Here is a 22,647-nt window from a genome sequence, read left to right on the forward strand (position 1 = left end):
GCGGCACGGCCCGAGCCGATTCTAGTGAGTGCGCCCCATGGAACCCCTCCGCCCTGCCGCGGTGCGTGTCACCAGCTCCTCGGGTGATCTCACCATGTCGGTCGCACAGGGCGACTCCCGGCGTGATGATGGAGCGGTGGGCACGCAGGGATGGCAGCGATGACGGCGACCTATGCCTCCCTGCTGGGTGGGAGCACGTCCTGCGGTGTCTTCGTCTGGCGCGGAGCGGAGCGGGACCTGGTGGCAGAGACGCAGGCTGCCGGGTGGACGGCCTGGACGATGGACACCGGCGTCGAGCTCACCCGATCAGGAGTCGCGCGGGCGATGCGACGCGTCTGGGGCGGGGCGGGAGACCTCCAGACCGATGCGCTTCTCGACCTCGACGGCTTCTTCGACGAGGTGGGCCGTCGTCTCCAGGGGTCGACGGTCCTGATCTGGCACGGGTCCGCTGAGCTCGCCCGGGCCTTGCCGGAGCTCCACGCGCAGCTGCTCGGCGTGCTGCGGGACGCGGTCGGCGTCGCCGACGACCTCGCGGTCGTCCAGGTGGGGAGCTGCTCGCTCAGCGGGAGCGACGGGTTGCTCTGAGCAGGAGCGGCTCGATGGCTGCCCGAGCCGCGGGGCCCAGCTCGGCCAAGGCGGCCGTGGCGTCCTGCTCGCGCTCGGCGATGTCGCGCTCCACGGCGGCAAGGGCGCCGGTCCGCACGATGAGGTCCCGTAGCGCGACGACTCCCTCGGAGGTGCCGAGCAGACGTCGCACGAGGCCCCGGTCGTCGGCGTCACCGAGCTCCAGGGCCCGAGCGACCAGCACGGTCCGCTTGCCCTCGCGCAGGTCGTCCCCGGCCGGCTTCCCGGTGACCTCGGGGTCACCGAAGACGCCGAGGACGTCGTCGCGCAGCTGGAAGGCCTCTCCGAGCGGCAGGGCGACGTCGCTGAGGGCGTCGACGAGGGCGTCGTCGGCCCCGGCCAGTGCCGCACCGATCTGCAGGGGGCGCTCCACGGTGTACTTGGCCGCCTTGAACCGGACGATGCGAAGGGCCTGGTCGACATCGACCTCGGCGCGCGTCTGGGCCAGGACGTCGAGGTACTGCCCTGAGGCCACCTCCGAGCGGCACAGGTCGAGCAGGTCCAGCGCACGCCCGACGGTGGGCAGACCACTCGAGCGCAGCTGCTGGTCGGTCCAGGAGAGCATCAGGTCCCCGAGCAGGATCGCCACAGCCGCTCCGTGGCCCGCCGCACTCCCGACCCAGTCGGACTGCGCGTGCCGCGCCTCGAACTCGCGGTGCACACTGGGCCGGCCGCGGCGGACGTCGGAGCCGTCCATGAGGTCGTCATGGACGAGCGCGCTGGCCTGCAGCCACTCCAGCGCGGCGGCCGCGACGTCGATGGCCGGGTCGTGGGGGGCGCCGCCGGCCGCCAGCCAGCCCGCCCGACAGAACCGCGGGCGCAGCCGCTTGCCCCCGGCGACGGCCACCTCGGCCGCGTCCAGCAGTGGCTCGAGGTCCGGGCCAAGGGGCCCGAGATCGAGGCGGCGCTCCGCCAGGAAGGACGAGAGGGCCGTGTCCACGGCGTCTCGCGCAGGGAATTCGTGGGCCGACGTCACGGTCCGGACGATACCGTTGAGGGGTGAGTGACTCACCCAACCCATCGACCAGCGGCCCGTCGACGACCCACTCGTCGACCGTGACCGACGCGCTGGCCGCACCCCGGCCGACCTACTCCTTCGAGTTCTTCCCGCCCAAGGACGATGCCGGCGAGGAGGTCCTCTGGCGCACGATCTCCGAGCTGGAGCCCCTCGAGCCGACGTTCGTGTCGGTCACGTACGGCGCAGGGGGCACCAGCCAGGAGCGGACGGTGCGCGTGACCGGACGCATCGCCGAGCAGTCCGGCATCACCGCCGTCGGGCACCTCACGCTCGTAGGTCAGAGCCGTCAGGAGATCGAGCTCGTCCTGAAGCAGTACGCGGCGGCCGGCATCGACGACGTGCTGGTGCTGCGGGGTGACCCCAAGGGTGGCCCGCGGGCACCGTGGGAGACCCATCCCGGCGGCATGACCCACGCGATCGAGCTGGTCGCGATGGCGCGGGACATGGGTGGCTTCACGGTCGGCGTCGCGGCCTTCCCGGAGGGGCACCCCGACGCCGGTGGCCTCGACGCGGACGCGGACGTCCTGGTGCGGAAGGCACGCGCCGGCGCCGACTACGCGATCACGCAGCTGTTCTTCCGGGCTTCCGACTACGTCGGCCTGGTCGACCGGGTGCGCTCGCGCGGGTGCGACCTCCCGATCGTCCCGGGCATCATGCCGATCCTCAACCTGGCCCAGGTCACGCGCATGGCCGAGCTCTCCGGTGCCGCCCTCCCACGCGAGGTCCTCGACCAGGTCGAGCCGCTTGCCGACGACAAGGACGCCGTGCGGGCCAAGGGCATCGAGCTCGCGACCCAGCTGTGCCGCGACCTGCTGGCTGCCGGTGCGCCCGGGCTGCACTTCATCACCCTCAACCGGTCCAGGGCGACCCGGGAGATCTTCGAGGTCCTGCGCCGCGAGGGTCTGCTCTAGAGTCGGCGCCCGAGAGGCGTGGGTCAGCGCGGGACCGGGCCGAGGTGCTCGGCGACGGCCTCGGCGGCGAGGCCGATCATCTCCAGCTCCGGGCCCGGATGCGCGTGCGCTCCCACCATGAACAGACCCTCCGGGCCGGGGCGCAGCGGTCGGTTGACCTGGGAGGTCCAGCCGCGCCACTGCCAGCCCCAGTGCGCGGTGCGGACCAGGTCGGACGGGCTCAGGTCGTACCGCTCCTCGACGTGCCCGCGCAGGTCCACACCCACGCGGGCGAGAGCGATCATCGGGTCCTCGGCGTTGTGGTGCGTGATCGTCCAGCAGTCCGATCCGTCCGACCACAGCCGCATCGGTGGGTCGCCGTGCGTCGCGACGTCCAGCGGGAGCACCGGAGCGTCGACCCCGAGCCGCACGAGCGTCCTGGCGGCGGGGATGCTCGGCAGCAGTCGTGGTGGGCGCAGGGGCTCCGGCCACGTGGGAGCGGCCCAGACCACGACGTCGGCAGGGTGGCTGCCGTCGGTCGTGGTCACTGCGCGCACCGCACCGCCGACCGTGACGTCCAGGCCCTGGCCTCGGACCCCGGTGTGCACGCTCACGCGGCGCTCCACGAGGCGCTGGACCAGTGCGTCGGCCAGGGCGGGCATGCCGCCGATGATCCGCCAGCGTCCGAAGTTGCGCTCGAGGTAGTGCGTGGTCGCGGCGAAGGCAGGCGTCACGCGGGCGTCGTCACCGTCCAGACGGACGGGGTCCAGGACGAGCCCGCGCAGTCGATCGTCCTTCAGGTCCTTGCGCGCGGCGCGCGCGAGGGAGCGTCGGGCGCGAAGGGTTCGCCGTGCCTCCCGGTCGAGCGCGGCGGGCCCTTCGGGCAGGGTGTGGAGCGTCCGACGACGCAGGACCTCCCACTGGTCGGGCATGGCGTCCAGCCAGCTCGACCACGGGTCCTCGCCTCCCATGAGCTCCGTGACGGCGTCGTGCTGGTCCGAGCGCCGGCCCATGGGCAGGTCGAGCGTGGACCGGTCGGCGAAGACGTGTCGGCGTCCGGGGACGGTCTCGATCTGCAGGACGCGGTCCAGCGGCCGTCCGGACTTGCGGAAGAGATCGCGCACGACACCCGGCATGGTCATCGTGTCCGGGCACAGCTGCCAGGCGCCGGTACCGCGGCGCAGCGGACGCAGTCGGCCACCGAGCTCCTCGGACTGCTCGAGCAGGACCACCTCGTGGCGCAGCTTGGCGAGCCGGGCGGCCGTCGCGAGCCCGGCGAACCCGCCACCCACCACCACGATGCGCGCCATGCGGGCAGCCTACGGTGCGACGAAGGGGGAGCGACGGGCTGGCGACGGCGGGCCCGCGCGCTGTGGCACAGTGACGCCATGGGTCCGGTGCGCGCCGAGGTGATGTGGCAGGCGGTGCTCGATGCCGTGGCGCTCGTCCCCGGCGACGCGCCGCTGGACGTCCTCGATCTCGGGGGCGGGACGGGCGGCGACGCCGTGCGTCTCGCGGCGGAGGGCCATCGGGTGACGGTCGTCGACCCCAGCCCTGACGCCCTGGCCTCCCTGAACCGCCGCGCCGTCGAGGCCGGTGTGCCGCAGGGATCGGTCGTGGGCGTCCAGGGTGACGCCGCCGACCTCTCCAGTGCCGTCGAGGCAGCCTCGCAGGACCTCGTCCTGTGCCATGGCGTCCTGGAGCACGTCGACGACCCGTCCGACGCCTTGAGGTCCATCCCCCCGGTGCTGCGCCCACAGGGCCGGGTCAGTGTCGTGGTGGCTGGCCGGCCCGCCGCCGTGCTGGCACGGGCCCTGTCCGGCGACTTCGACGGAGCACGCGCCGTCCTCGCCCAGCGGGCCGACGCCTGGGACGTGCGGACGCACGGGCCCCGGCGGTTCGTCACGTCCGAGCTGGAGGAGGCCCTCGTCGCCGCGGGCTTCGTGCTGGAGGACCTCGGTGCGCTGCGGGTCTTCGCCGATCTCGTGCCGTCGAGCGTGGTCGACGTCGAGCCGGGCGCGAGGGCCGCGCTGTTCGCGCTCGAGCGCGACGTTCGCTCGGCGACGGACTTCTCAGGAATCTCGGGTGGTCTGCAGTGCATCGCGCGCCTAGACTTGAGCCAAGCAATGATCGATCGAGGAGATCCCCGTGCCGCTGTCTGATGAAGAGGCCAGACTGCTCCACCAGCTGGAGCAGTCGTTGGCTGCCGAGGATCCGGACTTCGCCTCCACCCTGCGCGGGTCCAAGCAGGCCGCGCGCAACCGTCGCGTCGTGGTGGTCGCCGGACTCGGCTTCATCATCGGTGTCGTCGTGCTGTTCTCCGGGGCCGTGCTGGCCCAGACGTGGCTGGGCGTGGGTGGCTTCGTCATCATGCTCGTCGCGGCCTACTTCTTCGTCACCGCGTGGCGCAGCGGTCTCACCGGCTCCGACGATGCGCCGCAGCCTTCCGGTGGGTCCGGGGGAGCCGGCCCCAAGAAGGCCTCCAAGCAGTCCGGCGGCTCCTTCGTCGATCGCATGGAGCAGCGTTGGCAGCGACGCCAGGACCGCGACGACCTCTAGGCTCGTCCGCCCCAATCCCCACATCGTCATGAGAACCGCCTCGATCGAGGCGGTTCTCGCGCGTTCGGGGGTCTGAGCCCTCCACGACGCCCCACGCACGGCCACACCGCACACGGTGTGGCCGTTTTCGTGGTGCTTCCAGGGCGATCCGAAGGATCGTCCACGGCTGCGCCGGGAGGCGCGACACCGGGCAGGAGGCGCGAAATGCCTTGACTGTGGTGGATCGTGGAGTAGGGTGGGGTGAAATGGAGCGTTCAGGGTCCGTGTCGAGTCAGGAGGGGCGAGGTGAGCGTCGATGTACACAACTTCTTCGGCACCTTCACGCCGCGCCTGGACGACAAGGCGCGACTGTTCCTGCCCGCCAAGTTCCGACCCCGCCTCGAGCACGGGGTCGTGCTCACCCGCGGCCAGGAGAAGTGCATCTACGGCTGGACCACCGAGTCCTTCGCCGCCTTCACCGACCGGATCCGCGACACTCCCTTCACCAATCGCGAGGCGAGGAACTTCGTCCGCATGCTCTACTCCGGTGCCTCGTCCGAGGTGCCCGACAAGCAGGGCCGCATCTCCATCCCCCCGGTCCTGCGGGACTGGGCCCAGCTCGACCGCGACGTCGCGGTCGTGGGGGCGATGGATCGCCTCGAGATCTGGGACGCCACTCGCTGGGCGGAGTTCTCCGCGCAGCAGGAGGAACCCTTCGCCGACATGTCCGACGAGGTGATGCCCGGCATCTTCTGATCGACCGAGGGCCCGCCGGCCCCGACCTCCGGCTGTGTGCTTCTGACATCACTTCCCCGGTGTCAGAACCGCACGGACGGGGATCAGGACCGACGAACCCCAGCGCATCACCACCGCGCATCACCACCGCGCACCCCACCACCCCCCACCACGGAGAGCATCGATGAAGGACGAGGAGGCCGTCATGACGCGAACGCGACGCGTCCGGCACGACATGGCCGACTCCGTCCTGGTGATGGTGTTCTCCCTCGCGGCCTCCACGGCGATCGCCGTCGCGGTCGCGTTCACGACGAGGCTGCTGTGAGCACGGCTCGGCACGTTCCGGTGCTGCTGGACCGGGTGCTCGAGCTGCTGGCCCCCTGCGTCGACGTCGAGGCCCCCGTCGTCGTCGACACCACCCTCGGTCTCGGAGGACACACCGAGGCACTGCTGCGTCGGTTCGACGGCCTTCGTGTCGTCGGCATCGACCGCGACCCGGAGGCGCTGAGGCGCGCAGGGGAGCGGCTGGCCCCGTACGCGGACCGCGTCGAGCTGGTGCACGCCGTCTACGACGAGCTCGACGACGTCCTCGCACGGCTCGGCCACGCGTCCGTGCAGGGTGTCTTCTTCGACCTCGGTGTCTCCTCGATGCAGCTTGACCTCGCCGACCGTGGTTTCGCCTACGCCCAGGACGCCCCGCTGGACATGCGGATGGATCCCACCCGGGGGCCGAGCGCGGCCGACGTGCTGAACACGTACTCCGTCCCCGAGCTCACCCGGGTCCTGCGCGAGTACGGCGAGGAGAAGTTCGCCCGTCGGATCGCCCAGCGAGTCGTGGCCGAGCGGGAGCAGCGTCCGTTCACCGACAGCGCGCGCCTCGTCGACCTGGTGCGCGAGGCGATCCCGGCCCCGGCCCGTCGCACCGGGGGGCACCCGGCCAAGCGCACCTTCCAGGCCCTGCGCATCGAGGTCAACGACGAGCTCGCCGTGTACGCCCGAGCCCTTCCGCAGTCCCTCGACGCGCTCGCCCCCGGTGGCCGCGTCGTGGTGCTGGCCTACCACTCGTTGGAGGACCGCATCACCAAGCGGGCCTTCACCAGGGCCACCACGAACGACCTCCCGCGCGACCTGCCCTTCGCCCCGCCCGGTCATGAGCCGGACTTCGAGCTGGTGACCCGTGGCGCCGAGCAGGCGGGGGAGCAGGAGGCTGCCGAGAACCCCCGAGCCCGCTCGGTCCGGCTGCGCGCCGTGCAGAGGAGGGCCGCATGAGCTGGGGGTACCTCCCGCGAGCTCTGCTGGGGGCACCTCCCTGCACGGAGCGCAGCGGAGTGCTTGGGGGCGCGAACAAGGACCCCCGAGTGCGAGCACGCTCCTACGGTGGTTCTTCTGAGGACGTGCTCGCATGAGCTCGCACACCGCGGCGCCGCGTCCACGGAGCTCGAGCGCCCAGAGCCCGATCAGCGCCCTGCCCCTGCGGCTGGTGTCCCCGATCCGCAGCCAGGCCCGTCGCGCCCCGTTCGTCGTCGTCGTGCTCACCGTCCTCGGTGTCGGTCTGGTCGGCCTGATCCTGATCAGCACGGTCCTGCAGGCACAGTCCTTCGAGATCGCACGCCTCTCCGCGCAGGCCACGGAGTTGCAGACACAGCAGCAAGCACTCCAGCGTGACGTGGAGCGGCTCCAGGCACCGGCCGGCGTCGCCGAGCGGGCCACACGGCTGGGCATGGTGCCCAACGCCAACCCGGTCTTCCTCGACCCTGCTGGAGGCGAAGTCATCGGCAAGCCCGTGCCGGCCGAGTCCCGCACCAACGTGAAGCAGGTGGATCGATGAGCCGCCAACGACTGGTGCGCCGCCGCCTCACGGTCTGCCTCGCGCTCGTCACGGCGGTGGTCACGGTCTTCGGACTCAGGCTCTTCCAGATCCAGGGGCTCGACGCCCGCGCCTACGCGGCGATGGCGGTCGAGGCGGGGACCTCCACCTCGACGGTGCCCGCACCCCGTGGTCAGATCCTGGACCGCAGCGGGGAGGCGCTCGCCACGAGCGCGGACGGCATGACCATCACGGCCGACCCCAGCATGACGGCAGAGAACGCACCGAGGATCGCGCGCATCCTGGTGCAGGAGCTGGGGGAGGAGCGGCTCGACTACTTCGAGACCATCGATGCGCTGCGGACCCCGGACTCGCGCTACCTCGTGCTGGAGCGGGAGGTTCCGGCCGAGGAGGCCCAGCAGGCAGTCACATCAGTCCGCGAGGCCGAGCTCACCGGCGTCTTCACCGAGCAGGAGACCCTGCGCACGTATCCGGGAGGGCGCCTCGCCGCCAACCTCATCGGCTACGTCGACGGCGAGGACAAGGGCGTCCAGGGCTTGGAGCGTCAGTACGACTCGGTGCTCACCGGCACCGACGGCTCGGCGACCTACGAGGTCTCACCGAGCGGGCAGCGCATCCCCATGGCCGACAGCACCGTCAAGGAGATGGTGCCCGGCAGCGACGTGACGACCACGGTCGACCGCGACCTGCAGTGGTACTCCGACCAGCGGCTCGCGGACGCGGTCCGCTCCTCCGGTTCCGACTGGGGCCTCGCGGTGACGATGGACGTCCGCACCGGCCAGGTCGTCCAGATGTCCCAGGCCCCGACGTTCAACCCCGACTCCAAGGAGTCGATGGAGGACGCCAACACCGTCTCGCGCTTCGTGCAGACCGTCTACGAGCCCGGCTCGGTCATGAAGCCGATCACGATGGCCGCCCTCGCCGACCAGGGGAAGGTCTCACCGGAGACACAGATCTCCGTCCCCAGCCAGCTCGTCATCGACAAGTTCCGGATCGCGGACTACTGGGAGCACGGGCAGATCAACCTCACCGCCGCCGGCGTCATCGCGAAGTCCTCCAACCTCGGCACCATCATCGCCGCCCGGGAGATGGACGACGAGACGATGCACGACTACTTCGCCCGCTTCGGGTTCGGCAGCACCAGCGGCGTCCAGCTGCCCGGTGAGTCGCAGGGCATCCTGCCGCCCAGCGCCGGCTGGTCACGCGCCAACCACGCGACCATCTCCTTCGGGCAGGGCGTCTCGGTCACGGCCATGCAGATGATCCGGGCGATCGGCGGCATCGCCAACGGCGGCGTCATGGTCGACCCCACCGTCGTGGAGGGCTTCGTCGACGCTGACGGCGAGAAGACCCCGGCCAAGGAGCCGGAGTCGCGTCGGGTCGTCTCCAAGGAGGCAGCCTCCATGGTCACCCGGATGATGGAGGCGGTGACGGCCGACGACGGAACGGCGCCGGCGGCACAGATCCCCGGATACCGTGTGGCGGGCAAGACCGGAACAGCCTGGCGAGTCAATCCCGAGACCGGGACGTACGTGCGCGGCCAGAACACGGTCTCGTTCGTCGGCTTCGCGCCGGCCGACGAGCCCCGGTTCGTGACCTACGTCGTGCTGGACAAGCCACACAGCGACGCCGGAGGCGGCTCCACGGCCGCACCGGTCTTCCACGACATCATGTCGATGGCGCTGGAGCGCTTCGGCGTCCCGCCGACCGGCTCCAAGCAGCCCAAGGTCTCGCAGGAGTGGTAGGCGGGCGCGCTCCTCGTTCCTCGTCGCGCTCGGGCGCGGATCGGCCGCGGGGCGGCCTCACCGCTGCCGCCTCGGCGGCGCTCGCCAGGGCTCGCTTGCCGTTGGGGTGGGTTCTGCTCTCGGGGGAGTAGGCGGGCGCGCTCCTCGTTCCTCGTCGCGCTCGGGCGCGGATCGGCCGCGGGGCGGCCTCACCGCTGCCGCCTCGGCGGCGCGCCCCCAAGCACTCCGCTGCGCTCCGTGCAGGGAGGTGCCCCCAGCTGGCGCTCGCTTGCCGTTGGGTCGGGTGCTTCGGGTTGGTGAGTGATCGGGTGGAGCCTCGGCGGAGTCGGTGGTCCCCGAGCGGTCAGGGATCGCGTGGTGATCGGGCGTGGCTCGGTGGCCGGGTGCCGGGGGTCGGTAGATTGGCTCCGATGAGCAGCCAGGAGATGCGGGTGCGGCCCAGTGCGCCGCCCGTGAGAGAGCTCGCCGAGCTGGCCGAGCACCTCGGGGTCGAGGTGCCGCAGGGCACCGGCACGACCACCGTCACCGGGATCGCCCTCAGCTCGCGCGACGTCCGCGCGGGTGATCTGTACGCCGCCCTGCCGGGCAGTCGTGCCCACGGTGCGGACTTCCTCGACCGTGCCGAGGCCGCCGGCGCCGTGGCCCTGCTCACCGACGACGAGGGAGCGCAGCGACTCACCTCGCTGCCCACGCTCGTCGTGCCGGAGCCCCGAAGCCGCATCGCCGAGCTCAGCGCCTGGTTCCACGACCACCCGAGCGAGGCGTTCACGATCGTCGGCGTCACGGGGACCCAGGGCAAGACCACCACCACGCACCTCGCCGAGTCAGCGCTCGGGGGGCGACGCAGCGCGGTGGTGGGGACGATCGGGACGCGGATCGCCGGCCGTCCGGCCGCCTCCGCCCTCACGACCCCGGAGGCTCCAGCCCTGCAGGCCCTGTTCGCGGTCATGCGTGAGGAGGCCGTCGAGGCCTGCGCCATGGAGGTCTCCAGCCACGCCCTCGTGCAGGGGCGGGTCGACGGGTTCGTCTTCGACGTCGCCACCTTCCTCAACCTCGGCCGAGATCACCTCGACTTCCACACCGACTTGGAGGACTACTTCCTGGCCAAGGCCGCCCTGTTCACCCACGAGCACGCGCGTCACGCCGTCATCGACGTCGACGACGAGCACGGCCGTCGGCTCACCGAGCTCACGCCGCTGCCGGTGACCACGATCTCGTCCCGCGGTGCCGCGGCCGACTGGCGTGCCGTCAACGTCCGTCCCCACCGCCTCGGAACCGACCTGGAGGTCCATGGTCCGGATGGGCTGCAGATCGATCTCAGCGTTCCGCTACCGGGCGTCTTCAACGTCGCCAACGCGCTGGCGGTCATCGCCTCCTTCGCCCTCGACGGGCACGACCCGGCGCAGCTCGCGGCCGGCATCGCCCGCAGCCACGGCGTGCCCGGCCGGATGGAGCGCGTCGAGGCCGGCCAGGACTTCACCGCCATCGTCGACTACGCCCACAAGCCCGACGCGGTCATCGCGGTCCTGAGCGCACTGCGTCCCGTGACCCCGGGTCGCCTCGTCGTCGTGCTCGGTGCCGGCGGTGATCGCGACCACGGCAAGCGTCCGCTGATGGGAGAAGCCGCTGCGCGGCACGCCGACCTCGTCGTCGTGACCGACGACAACCCCCGTACCGAGGACCCCGCTGCCATCCGCCGGGCGGTCCTGACCGGGTCGAGCGCGGGGCCCGGCGCGGCGGTCGAGGTGCCCGGCCGCCGAGAGGCGATCGCGCACGCCGTCGCCCTCGCCCACCGCGGGGACACCGTGGTCGTGGCGGGCAAGGGCCATGAGCGAGGACAGGAGATCGGGGACGTCATGCACGCGTTCGACGACCGCGAGGTGCTGCGCGAGCTGATCGAGCGCCGCTCGTGATCGCGATGGGCCTTGCCGAGGTCGCCGCGGTCGTGGGTGGGCACGCTCACGGCGACCCCGACGTCGTCGTCAGTGCAGCCGCGAGCGTCGACTCCCGCACCGTGCCGCGGGGTGGGCTGTTCGTGGCGATCGACGGCGAGCACGTCGACGGACACGACTTCGTGGCCGCCGCCGTGGGCGGTGGGGCCGCCGCCGTGCTCTGCTCGCGTCCCGTCGACGCACCCTGCATCGTGGTGGACGACGCCACTGCCGCGCTCGGGCTGCTGGCCCGTCACGTCCTGGACCACATCGACGCGACCGTGGTCGCGATCACGGGCTCGCAGGGCAAGACGAGCGTCAAGGACCTCGTCGCGCACCTGCTCGAGCACGACGTCGTCGCGACACTCGGCAACAACAACAACGAGCTCGGCGTGCCCCTCACGGTGCTGCGGGCCGAGGAGACGACGCAGTACCTCGTCGTCGAGATGGGGGCGCGGGGCGTCGGCCACGTCGCCGCGCTGTGCCGCATCGCCCCGCCGGACGTCGCAGTCGTGCTCAACGTCGGCTCGGCGCACGTGGGTGAGTTCGGCTCGATCGAGAACATCGCCCTCGCCAAGGGCGAGCTGGTCGAGTCCCTGGGGGCGGGCGGGACGGCCGTGCTCAACGGCGCCGACCGACGGGTGCTGTCCATGGTGGACCGCCTGCACGAGGACGCCGCCGTGACGTTCTTCGGCAATGGACCCAGCACGAGCCCCAGGGACGTCGTCATCGTCGACGTGGGTCTCGACGCCGCGGGGGAGGCCGACGTGACCCTCGCCTGGGGCGACGGGATCCTGACGGCCCACCTGCCGCTCGTGGGCTCGCACCACGCGGTGAACCTCGCGGCCGCGGTGGCGACCGTCGGCGCGGTCGTGTCCGACGAGCGGCGGCAGGAGATCCTCGCCGACGCGGCAGGACGTCTCGGTGAGTTCCGCTCGCCGTCACCGATGCGCATGGAGCGCCACCGCCGCCCCGACGGAGTGGTGATCGTCGACGACTCCTACAACGCCAACCCCGAGTCGATGACGGCCGCGCTGCACGCCGTGCGCGACATGCGGGCCGGTCGGCGGGTCGCGGTCCTGGGCGAGATGCTCGAGCTGGGGGACGACGGTGACGACCAGCACGTCCGGATCGGACGTCTCGCCGCCGAGCTGGACTACGACCTGGTGGTCGCCGTGGGCGAGGGATCCCGCGGGATCGCCACCGGTGCCGGCGGCGTCGGCGTGGCGGTGCCCGACGTCACCGTGGCGCTGGACACCCTGCGCGCGTGGCTGGTCACGGGCGATGTCGTGCTCGTGAAAGCATCGCGTGGTGCCAGACTCGAGCGAGTCACCCGCGGGCTGCTCACCGACTGACGGCATACTCGGGCAGGACGATCCGCCTGATCGGCCCCCGAGACAGCCCCGAGATCGGCACTGCGCCCGCGACCACCGAGAGGACCTTCCAGCCACATGCTCGCCATCCTGATCGCCGGTGGTCTCGCACTGCTCGGGACCCTGCTGGGCACCCGGGTGGCGATCAACGTGCTCGTCCAGAAGGGCTACGGCCAGCTGATCCGTGACGACGGCCCGACCTCGCACCACGTCAAGCGCGGCACCCCCACGATGGGCGGCCTGGTCATCATCGTCGCGGCCGTGTTCGGCTACGCCGTCGCCAAGCTCGCGACCGGCTTCCCGCCCAGCATCTCGGCCATCCTGCTGCTGTTCCTGTTCTGCGGCCTGGGGCTGATCGGCTTCCTGGACGACTACATCAAGATCTCCAAGCAGCGCAGCCTGGGCCTGCGAAGCAAGGCAAAGATGATCGGCCAGGTCACCGTCGGCCTGATCTTCGCGGTGCTCGCGATCGGCTGGGAGGACGAGACCGGCCGCACCCCCATCTCGCACGCCGTCTCGTTCACGCGCGACATCCCCGGCACCGAGATGCCGACTGTGCTGCTGATCATCTGGGTGCTGCTCATGATCGCCGGCGCGAGCAACGGCGTGAACCTCACCGACGGGCTGGACGGCCTCGCCACCGGCGCCTCCGTCATGGTGTTCGCGGCCTTCATCTTCATCAACATCTGGCAGAGCAACCAGAACTGCTCGTTCAACCCCGGGCTCAAGTGCTACGAGGTGCGGGACCCGCTCGACCTCGCGGTGGTGGCGGCCGCCATCACCGGCGCCTGTTTCGGGTTCCTGTGGTGGAACGCGTCGCCGGCCAAGATCTTCATGGGCGACACGGGATCGCTGAGCCTGGGTGGAGCCATGGCGGGCTTCGCGCTGATGACCCGTACCGAGCTGCTGCTCGTGCTCATCGGCGGCCTGTTCGTGCTCATCACGGCCTCGGTCATCCTCCAGGTGGCCTACTTCAAGGTCTCCGGCGGCAAGCGGATCTTCCGCATGGCCCCGCTGCAGCACCACTTCGAGCTGCTCGGCTGGGCAGAGATCACCATCGTGGTGCGCTTCTGGATCATCAGTGGGCTGTTCGTCGCGGCCGGGCTGGGCGTCTTCTACTGGGAGTGGGTCACGGGGGTATGACGCAGCGGCGTGGAGGGAGTCGATGAGCGGGCCCCGCGAGCAGGACGGTGCCCACGCCGTACCGGGACGGCTCGGACCCACCGACTCCTGGGAGGGCGTGCGCGCGCTGGTCACGGGCTTCGGCGTCAGCGGCTTCGCCGCGGCCGACACCCTGCAGCACCTCGGGGCGGACGTCCTCGTCCTCGACGATCGGGCACCTGAGGGGGCGGCCGCCGAGCGGGCCGCCCTGCTGGAGGAGCTCGGCGTCGAGCTCCGCCTGGGAGAGGGGGTCACCGCATCGCTGCCGGAGGGGCGGGACCTCGTGGTGACCTCGCCCGGCTGGCGCCCCGACGCACCCGTGCTGGTGCAGGCCGCCGACCGCGGGCTGCCGGTCTGGGGGGAGGTCGAGCTCGCGTGGCGGCTCCGTGGGCCCGACGCACCCCCGTGGCTGTGCATCACCGGGACGAACGGCAAGACCACCACGGTGCAGATGACCGAGGCGATCCTGCGGGCCGCGGGACACCGCGCCGTGGCGGTCGGGAACGTCGGCCGCCCCGTGCTCGAGGCGGTGATGGACCCCGAGCCGCTGGACGTCTTCGCCGTCGAGCTGTCCAGCTTCCAGCTGCACTGGACCCGCTCGATCGCCGCGCAGGCCGCCACCGTGCTCAACCTCGCCGACGACCACATCGACTGGCACGGCTCCGCAGGGGCGTACGCCGCGGACAAGGCACGGGTCTACGAGCACGTCCAGCGGGCCTGCGTCTACAACGTCGACGACCCCGCCACCGAGCGGCTCGTCCGCGAGGCCGACGTCCAGGAGGGTGCTCGGGCCGTCGGGTTCACACTGGGTGTCCCCGGGCCGGGGATGATCGGCGTCGTGGACGGCCTGCTCGCCGACCGCGCGTTCATCGCCGAGCGGCACACCAGCGCCGCCGAGCTGGGCTCGGTCTCCGACCTCGACGACGACTCGCCGCACCAGGTGGCCAACGCGTTGGCAGCCGCGGCGCTCGCGCGCGCCCACGGCGTCCCCCCGGCCGCCGTCCGGGACGGGTTGCGGTCCTTCCGCAGTGGACCGCACCGCCGCACCCTGGTGGCCGAGCAGGACGATGTCCGGTGGGTCGACGACTCCAAGGCGACGAACCCGCACGCGGCACTCGCCTCGTTGCGCGGCGTCGACTCCGCGGTCTGGGTCGCCGGGGGCCTGGCCAAGGGCGCCCGCTTCGACGACCTGGTCACTGCAGCGCGCGACCGGCTGCGAGCCGTCGTCCTCATCGGCACCGACGCCCCGGTCCTTGCCGAGGCCCTGCGCCGACACGCGCCGGATGTGCCGGTCGTGCACGTCGGTTCCGGGGAGGATGGGCGCATGGATGCCGTATTCGCTGACCAGGGGGGCGGATCGAGCGAGACCGTGATGACTCGTGTGGTGGAGACCGCGGTGGGCCTGGCCCACCCGGGCGACACCGTGCTGCTGGCGCCGGGGTGCGCCTCGATGGACCAGTTCCGCGACTACGCCGCCCGGGGTGACGCCTTCGCGGCGGCCGTCCGGGCCGGGCTCACCCGGGGCTGACGCGTGGCGACGACGACCGACCCCGCCTCCGCCAGCCTCGTCGAGCGGGCGCGCCGCACCCTCGACCGGCCCCTCGCGTCCTACCAGCTCGTGCTGGGCTCCGTGGCGCTGCTGCTCGGCCTCGGTCTGATCATGGTGCTCAGCGCCAGCTCCGTCCTCGCCTTCCAGGTGTACGACGGCAACTCCTTCGCCATCGTCCAGCGCCAGGTCATCTTCGCCCTCCTCGGGCTGGTCGGCGCCTACGTCGTCACGCGGATCCCCCTTGACTCGCTGCGCAAGCTGATCCTGCCTGCGCTGCTGGCCTCGATCGGCCTCGTCCTGCTGACCTTCGTGCCCGGCGTCGGCATCGAGGTGAACGGCAATCGCAACTGGATCCCCCTGGTCGGCGGCTTCCGCCTGCAGCCCTCGGAGTTCGCCAAGCTGGCCCTCGTGCTGTGGATCGCCGACCTCTACGCCAAGCGGCAGCGGATGATGCGTCATCCGCGCTACATCCTGATGCCGATGATCCTGGTCGCCGGGGCCGTCGCCGCGCTGGTCGTGCTGCAGCGCGACCTCGGCACGGCGCTCGTCGTGTTCTGCATCATCGTCGGGATGCTGTGGGTGGCCGGCCTCCCGGGGCGCTACATGGGCGCCGTCCTCGCCGTCCTCGGCGTCGTGAGCATCTTCTTCGTGGCCACCGCGCCACACCGCCTGGCCCGGCTGCTGAGCTTCCTGAACCCGCTCGCCGACCCCGACAAGGACGGCTACCAGGCCATCCACGCCATGATGGGCTTCGCCCGTGGTGGGTTCTGGGGCGTCGGGCTCGGCGGCAGCCGGCAGAAGTGGGGCTCCCTCCCGGAGGCCCACACCGACTTCATCCTCGCGGTGGTGGGCGAGGAGCTCGGCCTGGTCGGCAGCATCGTGGTGCTCCTGCTGTTCCTGATGCTCGCCGTCGCAGGGGTGCGCATCGCGACCCGCACCACCAAGCCCTTCGTGCGGTACGCCGCCTCCGGCATCACGATCTGGATCACCGCGCAGGCGCTCATCAACATCGGCATGGTGCTCGGGATGCTGCCCGTCATCGGGATCCCGCTCCCGTTCCTGTCCTACGGCGGGTCCAGCCTGCTCGTCACGCTCGTCGCGTGCGGCGTCCTGCTGCAGTGCGCCACCACCGAGCCGGGGGCCGCCAAGGCCCTCGCCGCCGGTCGTGCACGACGTCGGCGTCGCGCCGCGGCCAGGAGGCGATGACCCGTGCGCGCCCTGCTCGCCGGCGGGGGCACCGCCGGCCACACCTCCCCCCTGCTCGCCACCGCCGCCGTCCTGCGTGACGAGGGCGTCGAGGTCACGTGCCTGGGCACGCCTCGTGGTCTGGAGGTCACGCTCATCCCCGAGGCCGGGTACCCCCTCGAGCTCGTGCCCCCGGTGCCGCTGCCACGACGCCCAGGCAGGGCGATGGCGGCCGTTCCCGCCCGGCTGCGTGCCGCGGTCAAGGCCACTCGGGAGGTCGTCGAACGGATCGACCCGGACGTCATCGTGGGCTTCGGCGGCTACGTGTCGGTCCCGGCCTACCTCGTGGCGCGCCGCACCGGCATCCCGCTCGTCGTGCACGAGGGCAACGCCGTGCCAGGCATCGCCAACAAGCTCGGCGCTCGCTTCACCCAGCACGTCGCCACGAGCTTCCCCGGCACGGACCTGCGCCACGGCGAGTACGTCGGGCTCCCGATCCGCCGGCAGATCTCCGGTCTCGACCGCGCGGCCGCGCGCGCCGAGGGCCGAGCCCACTTCGGGCTCGCGGCGGATGCCCCGACGCTGCTCGTGACCGGCGGCTCCCAGGGGGCGCGGCGCATCAACCATGCCGTCGCCGCCGCGGCGCCGGACCTCGCGGACGCCGGGGTCCAGGTGCTGCACGCCGCCGGCCGACCGGAGGAGGTCGACGTCTCGACCCGCCCGGGAGGTCCGGCCTACGTCGTGGCGTCCTACATCGATCGCATCGACCTCGCCTACGCGGCCGCCGACCTCGTCGTCTGCCGCGCCGGGGCGAACACCGTCACCGAGGTCGCGGCCGTCGGTCTCCCCGCCGCCTTCGTCCCGCTGCCCATCGGCAACGGGGAGCAGGCGCACAACGCCCACCCGGTGGTGCAGGCGGGCGGCGCCCTGCTCATCGACGACGAGGCGTTCACGGCCTCCTGGGTCGACCAGGTCGTCGTGCCGCTCGTGTGCGACCCGCACCGGCTGGCCACGATGTCCGCGGCTGCCTCCGACCTCGTGCCGCGCGACGCCGACGAGCAGCTGGCCCGCATGATCCTCGACGCGGCCGATCGCCGATGAGGATCGAGGTCCCCCGCCAGGTCCTCTCCCCGCAGGAGCTCGGCCCGGTGCACTTCATCGGCATCGGTGGAGCCGGCCTGTCCGCCATCGCGCGGCTCATGGCGCAGCAGGGGGTGCAGGTCTCGGGCAGTGACGCGGCGGAGTCCGCCGTGCTGGCGGCGCTGCGCAGCGAGGGCATCACGTGCTTCGTCGGCCACGAGGCGGACCAGCTCGGTGACGCGCAGACCGTCGTGGCCTCCACGGCGGTGCGCGAGGACAACCCCGAGGTCGTGGCCGCTCTCGAGCGGGGCCTGCGGCTGTGGCCCCGATCCGCCGGTCTGCGCTCGGTCATGACGGGACGCAGGACGGTCGCGGTGGCCGGGACGCACGGCAAGACCACCACGACCGCGATGCTGACCGTCGCGCTGCGCGGCGCCGGGGCCGACCCTGGCTTCGCGATCGGCGCCGAGGTCGCGGCGCTCGGCACGAACGCGCGGCTCGGGACCGACGACGTCCTCGTCGCGGAGGCCGACGAGAGCGACGGCGCGTTCCTGGAGTACTCGCCCGAGGTCGGAGTGGTCACCAACGTCGATGCCGACCACCTGGACACGTGGGGGAGCGAGGAGGCCTACGCCGAGGCGTTCGAGCAGTTCGTGGGAACCCTGGGCCGGTGCGTCGTGCTCGGGATCGACGATCCTGGCGCCGCACGGCTGGTCCCGATCGCCCGGGAGGCGGGCCTGGACGTCGTCACCGTTGGGCTCGGCACCTCGCACGGCGTGCCGGACGTGCACGGGGTGGATGTCGTGGTCTCCGGCAGCACGACCCGCCTGACGGCGCGGCGACGGGGGCACGCCGACCTCGATCTCCGGCTCGCCGTTCCCGGCGCCCACTACGCGCAGGACGCGCTGCTGGCGCTGGCGACCGGGCTGTGGCTGGGGCGCGACCCGGCCGGGTTGGCCCGCGGGCTGGCCGACCACACTGGGGCGAAGCGGCGGATGGAGCTCCTGGGTCGAGCCGGCGGCGTGCGCGTGGTGGACTCCTACGCCCACCACCCGACGGAGATCCGGGCGGACCTGGACGCGGCGCGGGCCATCGCGGGGGAGGACCGCCTCGTCGTCGCGTTCCAGCCGCACCTGGTGAGTCGGACCCGGCTGTACGGCGAACGGATGGGTGCTGAGCTCTCGGCGGCCGACCACGTGGTGCTGGCCGATCTCTACCTCGCTCGGGAGGACCCCGACCCGGAGGTGACGTCGGCCCTGGTCGCGGGCGCCGTCCAGGGCGTGCCGGTGGTGCTGGGCGGGCCGGTCGACTCCTTGCACGAGGTCCTCGCCACCGAGCTGCGCCCCGGTGATCTCCTGCTGACTCTGGGCGCCGGTGACATCACGACCGTCGGGCCGCGCGTCCTCGACGCTCTGCGGACCCGTGCGTGAGCGAGCGCGGGGGAGTGCTGGGGTGAGCCAGCAGAGGTTCGAGGCCAAGCGACGACACGACCGGCGGCGTCGGCTGTTCCGCTACGTGCTCCCGGTCCTGGGGCTCGCCGCCGTCGGTGGCCTCGTCTGGTTGGTGGCGTTCTCGTCGGTCCTGGCGGCGGACGCCGTCGAGGTCGAGGGCGCCGACACCCTGGAGACGGCCGAGGTGCGCGAGGCCGCGCAGGTGCCCCTGGGGGAGCCCCTCGTGCGGCTCGACACGGTCGCGATCGAGTCGAGGGTGGCCGCCATGGAGCGTGTGGAGCGGGTCTCGGTGAGCCGCTCCTGGCCGGGCACGGTGCGCATCGACATCGTCGAGCGCCGTCCGGTGGCCTGGGTGCAGCTCGACGGGCGGCTCCGGGCGATCGACCGCTTCGGGGTCGACTTCAAGACCTATCGTCGTGAGCCCCGCACGATCGTGGAGGTCCGCTTCCCGAGCCTGGAGGCCCGTCAGCGTCAGCAGGCACTCGCGAGCGCGGCGAGCGTGCTGCACTCCCTGCGCACCGATGACCCCGGGCTCACGGACGTGATCCGGTACGTGGAGGTGCAGTCCAGGGACTCGGTGGTCCTTGCGCTCACCCGGGGGCGCACCGTGACGTGGGGCGGGGCCGACCAGACGCAGGAGAAGCTGACGGTGCTGCGCTCCCTGCTGGACGCCGTCGACGCCTCGGGGTACGACGTCAGCGCGCCCGAGCAGCCCACGACGCGCTCCTGACGAAGTCACCGTCGCGACGCGGCGTGTCGGCCGGGGCCTCGGTGGTCGCGCGCGTAGCGTCTCTCCTGTCAGCAGGTTGACATAACTATAAACCTCCACCTCAGGGTTAGACTTCAGTCTCCTCCTGATCCAGCAGCCGCCCCGGTCCCGGGGCACCCAGGCACACAGGAAGGCACGCACATGGCGGTCCAGAACTATCTCGCCGTGATCAAGGTCGTCGGCATCGGTGGCGGCGGCGTCAACGCCGTCAACCGGATGATCGAGGTCGGCCTGAAGGGTGTCGAGTTCATCGCGATCAACACCGATGCCCAGGCGCTGCTGATGAGCGATGCCGACGTCAAGCTCGACGTCGGCCGCGACTCCACCCGAGGCCTCGGAGCGGGCGCCAACCCCGAGATCGGGCAACGCGCCGCCGAGGACCATGCCGAGGAGATCGAGGCTGCCATCAAGGGTGCCGACATGGTCTTCGTCACCGCGGGCGAGGGTGGCGGGACCGGCACCGGAGGTGCTCCGGTCGTCGCCCGCATCGCGCGCTCGCTCGGAGCGCTGACGATCGGCGTGGTCACCCGGCCGTTCACCTTCGAGGGCCGCAACCGGTCCTCCCAGGCCGACCACGGCATCCAGGACCTGCGCGACGAGGTCGACACGCTCATCGTCATCCCCAACGACCGCCTCCTCTCGATCAGCGACCCCAACGTCAGCCTCCTGGACTCCTTCCGCCAGGCCGACCAGGTCCTGCACCAGGGCGTCTCGGGCATCACCGACCTCATCACGACACCGGGCCTGATCAACCTGGACTTCGCCGACGTCAAGTCGGTCATGTCCGACGCCGGGTCCGCGCTGATGGGCATCGGGTCTGCGCGGGGCGAGCAGCGTGCTGCCGCAGCGGCAGAGATGGCGGTCTCCAGTCCCCTGCTCGAGGCCTCCATCGAGGGGGCCCGTGGGGTGCTGCTCTCGATCGCCGGCGGCTCCGACCTGGGCTTGTTCGAGATCAACGAGGCGGCCGGCCTGGTCAGCGACGCCGTCCACGAGGACGCCAACATCATCTTCGGTGCCGTGATCGACGACGCCCTGGGCGACGAGGTTCGCGTCACCGTCATCGCGGCCGGCTTCGACGGCGGCGAGCCCAAGTCGCGCGACGCCTCCCAGCCCGCGCTGCTCAAGGAGACCGACCGCCGCACGGGCGAGGACGCCGCAGGGGCGACCGGCCCCGGTGGCGCCCACCGTTCCCCCGAGGCGGAGAAGGAGGCGGCAGCGGGCTCCTCGTCGCCCACCGAGCCGCGCCGCGCCGCCGTGCCGCCCTCGGTGGAGCCGCGCGAGGTGGCCTACGGCGACGACCTCGACATCCCCGACTTCCTGCGCTGAGCGGGTTGTCACTAGCCTCGGGAGGTGTTCTGGTTCCGTGAGTCGTTCGGCGACGTCGAGGTCGCGTTCACCGATCGTCGCGGGGGCGTGAGCACGGAGGGTCGGGACTCGCTGAACCTCGGCAGTGCCGGTGGCGACACGATGGAGAACGTCGTGACCAACCATCGACGCGTCGCCGAGGCGCTGGGGGTCGACGGGCTGGGGTCCATGTCCCAGGTCCACGGCGCGAGCGTCGTGGCCGTGGACGCACTGCGCCAGGACGGGTCCGGGACCGTGCCGGAGTGCGACGCCCTGGTGACCGACACCCGGGGGCTCGCGCTGCTGGTTCGGGTGGCCGACTGCGTCCCCGTCCTGCTGGCCGACGCCGACGCCGGTCTGGTGGCGGCCGTGCACGCGGGACGCGCCGGTCTGGTCGGTGCCGTCGTGCCGGCTGCGGTGCAGGCGCTGCGGGCACGCGGGGCGGATGCGCTGCGCTCCTGGGTCGGACCACGGGCCTGCGGCTCCTGCTACGAGCTGCCCGCCGAGATGGCCGACGCGGTCGAGGCCGCCGTGCCCGGCACCCGCAGCACGACGTCCTGGGGCACCCCCGCCGTCGACGTGGGTGCGGGCGTCGTGGCCCAGCTGCGGGCCGCGGGAGTCGTCGTGGACGACCTCGGGGCACAGGCCTGCACGATCGAGGACGAGCGTCTCTTCTCCTATCGTCGCCAAGGAACCGAGTCCGGACGCTTCGGCGGCGTGGTGGTGCTGCGATGAGTCGTCGCGACGAGCTGGCCGAGAACCTCGCCGCTCTCGAGCAGCGGATCACCGACGCCTGCCGCGCGGCCGGTCGGGACCGGGGGGAGATCACCCTCGTCGTCGTGACCAAGACGTACCCGGCCTCGGACGTGGACCTGCTCGCCGAGCTGGGCGTCGCCGACGTGGGGGAGAACCGCCACCCCGAGGCGGGGGACAAGGCGGCGCAGGTCCAGGCGCCCCTGCGCTGGCACTTCCTGGGCGCGCTGCAGACCAACAAGGCCGGTGCGGTGGCGCGCTATGCCGATGTCGTGCACAGCATCGACCGGGCCAAGCTCGCACGGTCCCTCTCGCGCGGTGCCGAGGCAGCCGGGCGCGAGATCGGGTGCCTCGTCCAGGTCGACTTCGATCGTTCGGACGAGGGGCGTGCGGGACTGGCACCGGCCGACGCCCCGGAGCTGGCCGGACTCGTCGCCGAGCTGCCGGGACTCCGGCTTGACGGCCTCATGACGGTGGCGCCCCTCGGCGCGGAGCCCGCTCCCGTCTTCGCCGAGCTCGTGGGCCTCTCCGCCCGGGTGCGAGAGGCCCACCCGGAGGCCACCGCGATCTCGGCCGGCATGAGCGAGGACTTCGAGCACGCGGTCGCCGCCGGTGCGACACACCTGCGCGTCGGGCGCGCCGTCCTCGGTCCGAGGCCTTCTCTCGGGTAATC

Annotated in this window: 21 protein-coding genes; 19 read left to right on the plus strand and 2 right to left on the minus strand. The window is 72.1% G+C overall.

Annotation, left to right across the window (positions count from 1 at the left end):
- Positions 1–159: 159 nt before the first annotated feature.
- On the plus strand, positions 160–585 hold the full coding sequence (locus ACHAAC_RS04730; protein ID WP_435714865.1) for a hypothetical protein: 426 nt from the start codon (positions 160–162) through the stop codon (positions 583–585).
- On the opposite strand, the gene ACHAAC_RS04735 is transcribed toward ACHAAC_RS04730, so the two are convergent.
- The gene (locus ACHAAC_RS04735) at positions 560–1,600 is read right to left on the minus strand and encodes a polyprenyl synthetase family protein (RefSeq protein WP_435714867.1); all 1,041 of its coding nucleotides are present in this window, start codon (positions 1,598–1,600) and stop codon (positions 560–562) included. The genes ACHAAC_RS04730 and ACHAAC_RS04735 overlap by 26 nt on opposite strands.
- Positions 1,601–1,623: 23 nt before the next feature.
- Here ACHAAC_RS04735 and metF point away from each other — a divergent pair, with 23 nt between their 5' ends.
- Positions 1,624–2,553, plus strand: a complete 930-nt coding sequence (gene metF, locus ACHAAC_RS04740) for a methylenetetrahydrofolate reductase [NAD(P)H] (protein WP_435714868.1) — start codon at positions 1,624–1,626, stop codon at positions 2,551–2,553.
- Positions 2,554–2,576: 23 nt separating this feature from the next.
- On the opposite strand, the gene ACHAAC_RS04745 is transcribed toward metF, so the two are convergent.
- The gene (locus ACHAAC_RS04745; protein WP_435714870.1) at positions 2,577–3,842 is read right to left on the minus strand and encodes a phytoene desaturase family protein; all 1,266 of its coding nucleotides are present in this window, start codon (positions 3,840–3,842) and stop codon (positions 2,577–2,579) included.
- A 78-nt stretch (positions 3,843–3,920) separates the two neighbouring features.
- Here ACHAAC_RS04745 and ACHAAC_RS04750 point away from each other — a divergent pair, with 78 nt between their 5' ends.
- From ACHAAC_RS04750 to ACHAAC_RS04830, 17 genes are all read left to right on the plus strand, one after another.
- Positions 3,921–4,694 carry a class I SAM-dependent methyltransferase gene (locus ACHAAC_RS04750; RefSeq protein ID WP_435714872.1) on the plus strand — a complete coding sequence of 258 codons (774 nt, stop codon included), beginning with the start codon at positions 3,921–3,923 and terminating at the stop codon, positions 4,692–4,694.
- The gene (locus ACHAAC_RS04755) at positions 4,681–5,091 is read left to right on the plus strand and encodes a DUF3040 domain-containing protein (RefSeq protein ID WP_435714874.1); all 411 of its coding nucleotides are present in this window, start codon (positions 4,681–4,683) and stop codon (positions 5,089–5,091) included. Before ACHAAC_RS04750 ends, ACHAAC_RS04755 begins: the two co-directional genes overlap by 14 nt.
- Before the next feature lie 285 nt (positions 5,092–5,376).
- Complete coding sequence (gene mraZ, locus ACHAAC_RS04760; RefSeq protein WP_435714876.1) at positions 5,377–5,826, plus strand: division/cell wall cluster transcriptional repressor MraZ; 450 nt, start codon at positions 5,377–5,379, stop codon at positions 5,824–5,826.
- A 300-nt stretch (positions 5,827–6,126) separates the two neighbouring features.
- Entirely contained in the window at positions 6,127–7,074 is a 948-nt protein-coding gene (rsmH, locus tag ACHAAC_RS04765; RefSeq protein ID WP_435714878.1) for a 16S rRNA (cytosine(1402)-N(4))-methyltransferase RsmH, read from the plus strand.
- A gap of 133 nt (positions 7,075–7,207) precedes the next feature.
- Entirely contained in the window at positions 7,208–7,633 is a 426-nt protein-coding gene (locus ACHAAC_RS04770; RefSeq protein ID WP_435714879.1) for a hypothetical protein, read from the plus strand.
- A complete protein-coding gene (locus ACHAAC_RS04775) occupies positions 7,630–9,378 on the plus strand; it encodes a peptidoglycan D,D-transpeptidase FtsI family protein (protein ID WP_435714880.1) in 1,749 nt (582 codons plus the stop codon). The genes ACHAAC_RS04770 and ACHAAC_RS04775 overlap by 4 nt, the downstream gene beginning before the upstream one ends.
- 410 nt (positions 9,379–9,788) lie before the next feature.
- The gene (locus tag ACHAAC_RS04780; RefSeq protein WP_435714882.1) at positions 9,789–11,291 is read left to right on the plus strand and encodes a UDP-N-acetylmuramoyl-L-alanyl-D-glutamate--2,6-diaminopimelate ligase; all 1,503 of its coding nucleotides are present in this window, start codon (positions 9,789–9,791) and stop codon (positions 11,289–11,291) included.
- A 5-nt stretch (positions 11,292–11,296) separates the two neighbouring features.
- The gene (locus ACHAAC_RS04785; RefSeq protein WP_435715504.1) at positions 11,297–12,664 is read left to right on the plus strand and encodes a UDP-N-acetylmuramoyl-tripeptide--D-alanyl-D-alanine ligase; all 1,368 of its coding nucleotides are present in this window, start codon (positions 11,297–11,299) and stop codon (positions 12,662–12,664) included.
- A gap of 96 nt (positions 12,665–12,760) precedes the next feature.
- Positions 12,761–13,825, plus strand: a complete 1,065-nt coding sequence (gene mraY / locus ACHAAC_RS04790) for a phospho-N-acetylmuramoyl-pentapeptide-transferase (protein WP_435714884.1) — start codon at positions 12,761–12,763, stop codon at positions 13,823–13,825.
- Between the two features lie 22 nt (positions 13,826–13,847).
- On the plus strand, positions 13,848–15,371 hold the full coding sequence (gene murD / locus ACHAAC_RS04795; RefSeq protein WP_435714885.1) for a UDP-N-acetylmuramoyl-L-alanine--D-glutamate ligase: 1,524 nt from the start codon (positions 13,848–13,850) through the stop codon (positions 15,369–15,371).
- Between the two features lie 3 nt (positions 15,372–15,374).
- Complete coding sequence (gene ftsW / locus ACHAAC_RS04800; protein ID WP_435714886.1) at positions 15,375–16,598, plus strand: putative lipid II flippase FtsW; 1,224 nt, start codon at positions 15,375–15,377, stop codon at positions 16,596–16,598.
- Positions 16,599–16,601: 3 nt separating this feature from the next.
- Positions 16,602–17,678, plus strand: a complete 1,077-nt coding sequence (gene murG / locus ACHAAC_RS04805; RefSeq protein WP_435714887.1) for an undecaprenyldiphospho-muramoylpentapeptide beta-N-acetylglucosaminyltransferase — start codon at positions 16,602–16,604, stop codon at positions 17,676–17,678.
- Positions 17,675–19,087: a UDP-N-acetylmuramate--L-alanine ligase gene (murC, locus tag ACHAAC_RS04810; protein ID WP_435714888.1), complete on the plus strand. Its 1,413-nt coding sequence runs from the start codon at positions 17,675–17,677 to the stop codon at positions 19,085–19,087. Before murG ends, murC begins: the two co-directional genes overlap by 4 nt.
- A 22-nt stretch (positions 19,088–19,109) precedes the next feature.
- On the plus strand, positions 19,110–19,838 hold the full coding sequence (locus ACHAAC_RS04815) for a cell division protein FtsQ/DivIB (protein ID WP_435714889.1): 729 nt from the start codon (positions 19,110–19,112) through the stop codon (positions 19,836–19,838).
- Between the two features lie 180 nt (positions 19,839–20,018).
- Positions 20,019–21,203, plus strand: coding sequence for a cell division protein FtsZ (gene ftsZ, locus ACHAAC_RS04820; protein WP_435714890.1), 1,185 nt, complete (start codon positions 20,019–20,021; stop codon positions 21,201–21,203).
- A gap of 24 nt (positions 21,204–21,227) precedes the next feature.
- Positions 21,228–21,956 (plus strand): polyphenol oxidase family protein, encoded by a 729-nt coding sequence (locus ACHAAC_RS04825; protein ID WP_435714892.1) that lies wholly within the window; start codon positions 21,228–21,230, stop codon positions 21,954–21,956.
- The gene (locus tag ACHAAC_RS04830) at positions 21,953–22,645 is read left to right on the plus strand and encodes a YggS family pyridoxal phosphate-dependent enzyme (protein WP_435714893.1); all 693 of its coding nucleotides are present in this window, start codon (positions 21,953–21,955) and stop codon (positions 22,643–22,645) included. Before ACHAAC_RS04825 ends, ACHAAC_RS04830 begins: the two co-directional genes overlap by 4 nt.
- Positions 22,646–22,647 lie beyond the last annotated feature (2 nt).

This window comes from Aeromicrobium sp. CF4.19, from assembly GCF_051262555.1.
Classification (GTDB): domain Bacteria; phylum Actinomycetota; class Actinomycetes; order Propionibacteriales; family Nocardioidaceae; genus Aeromicrobium.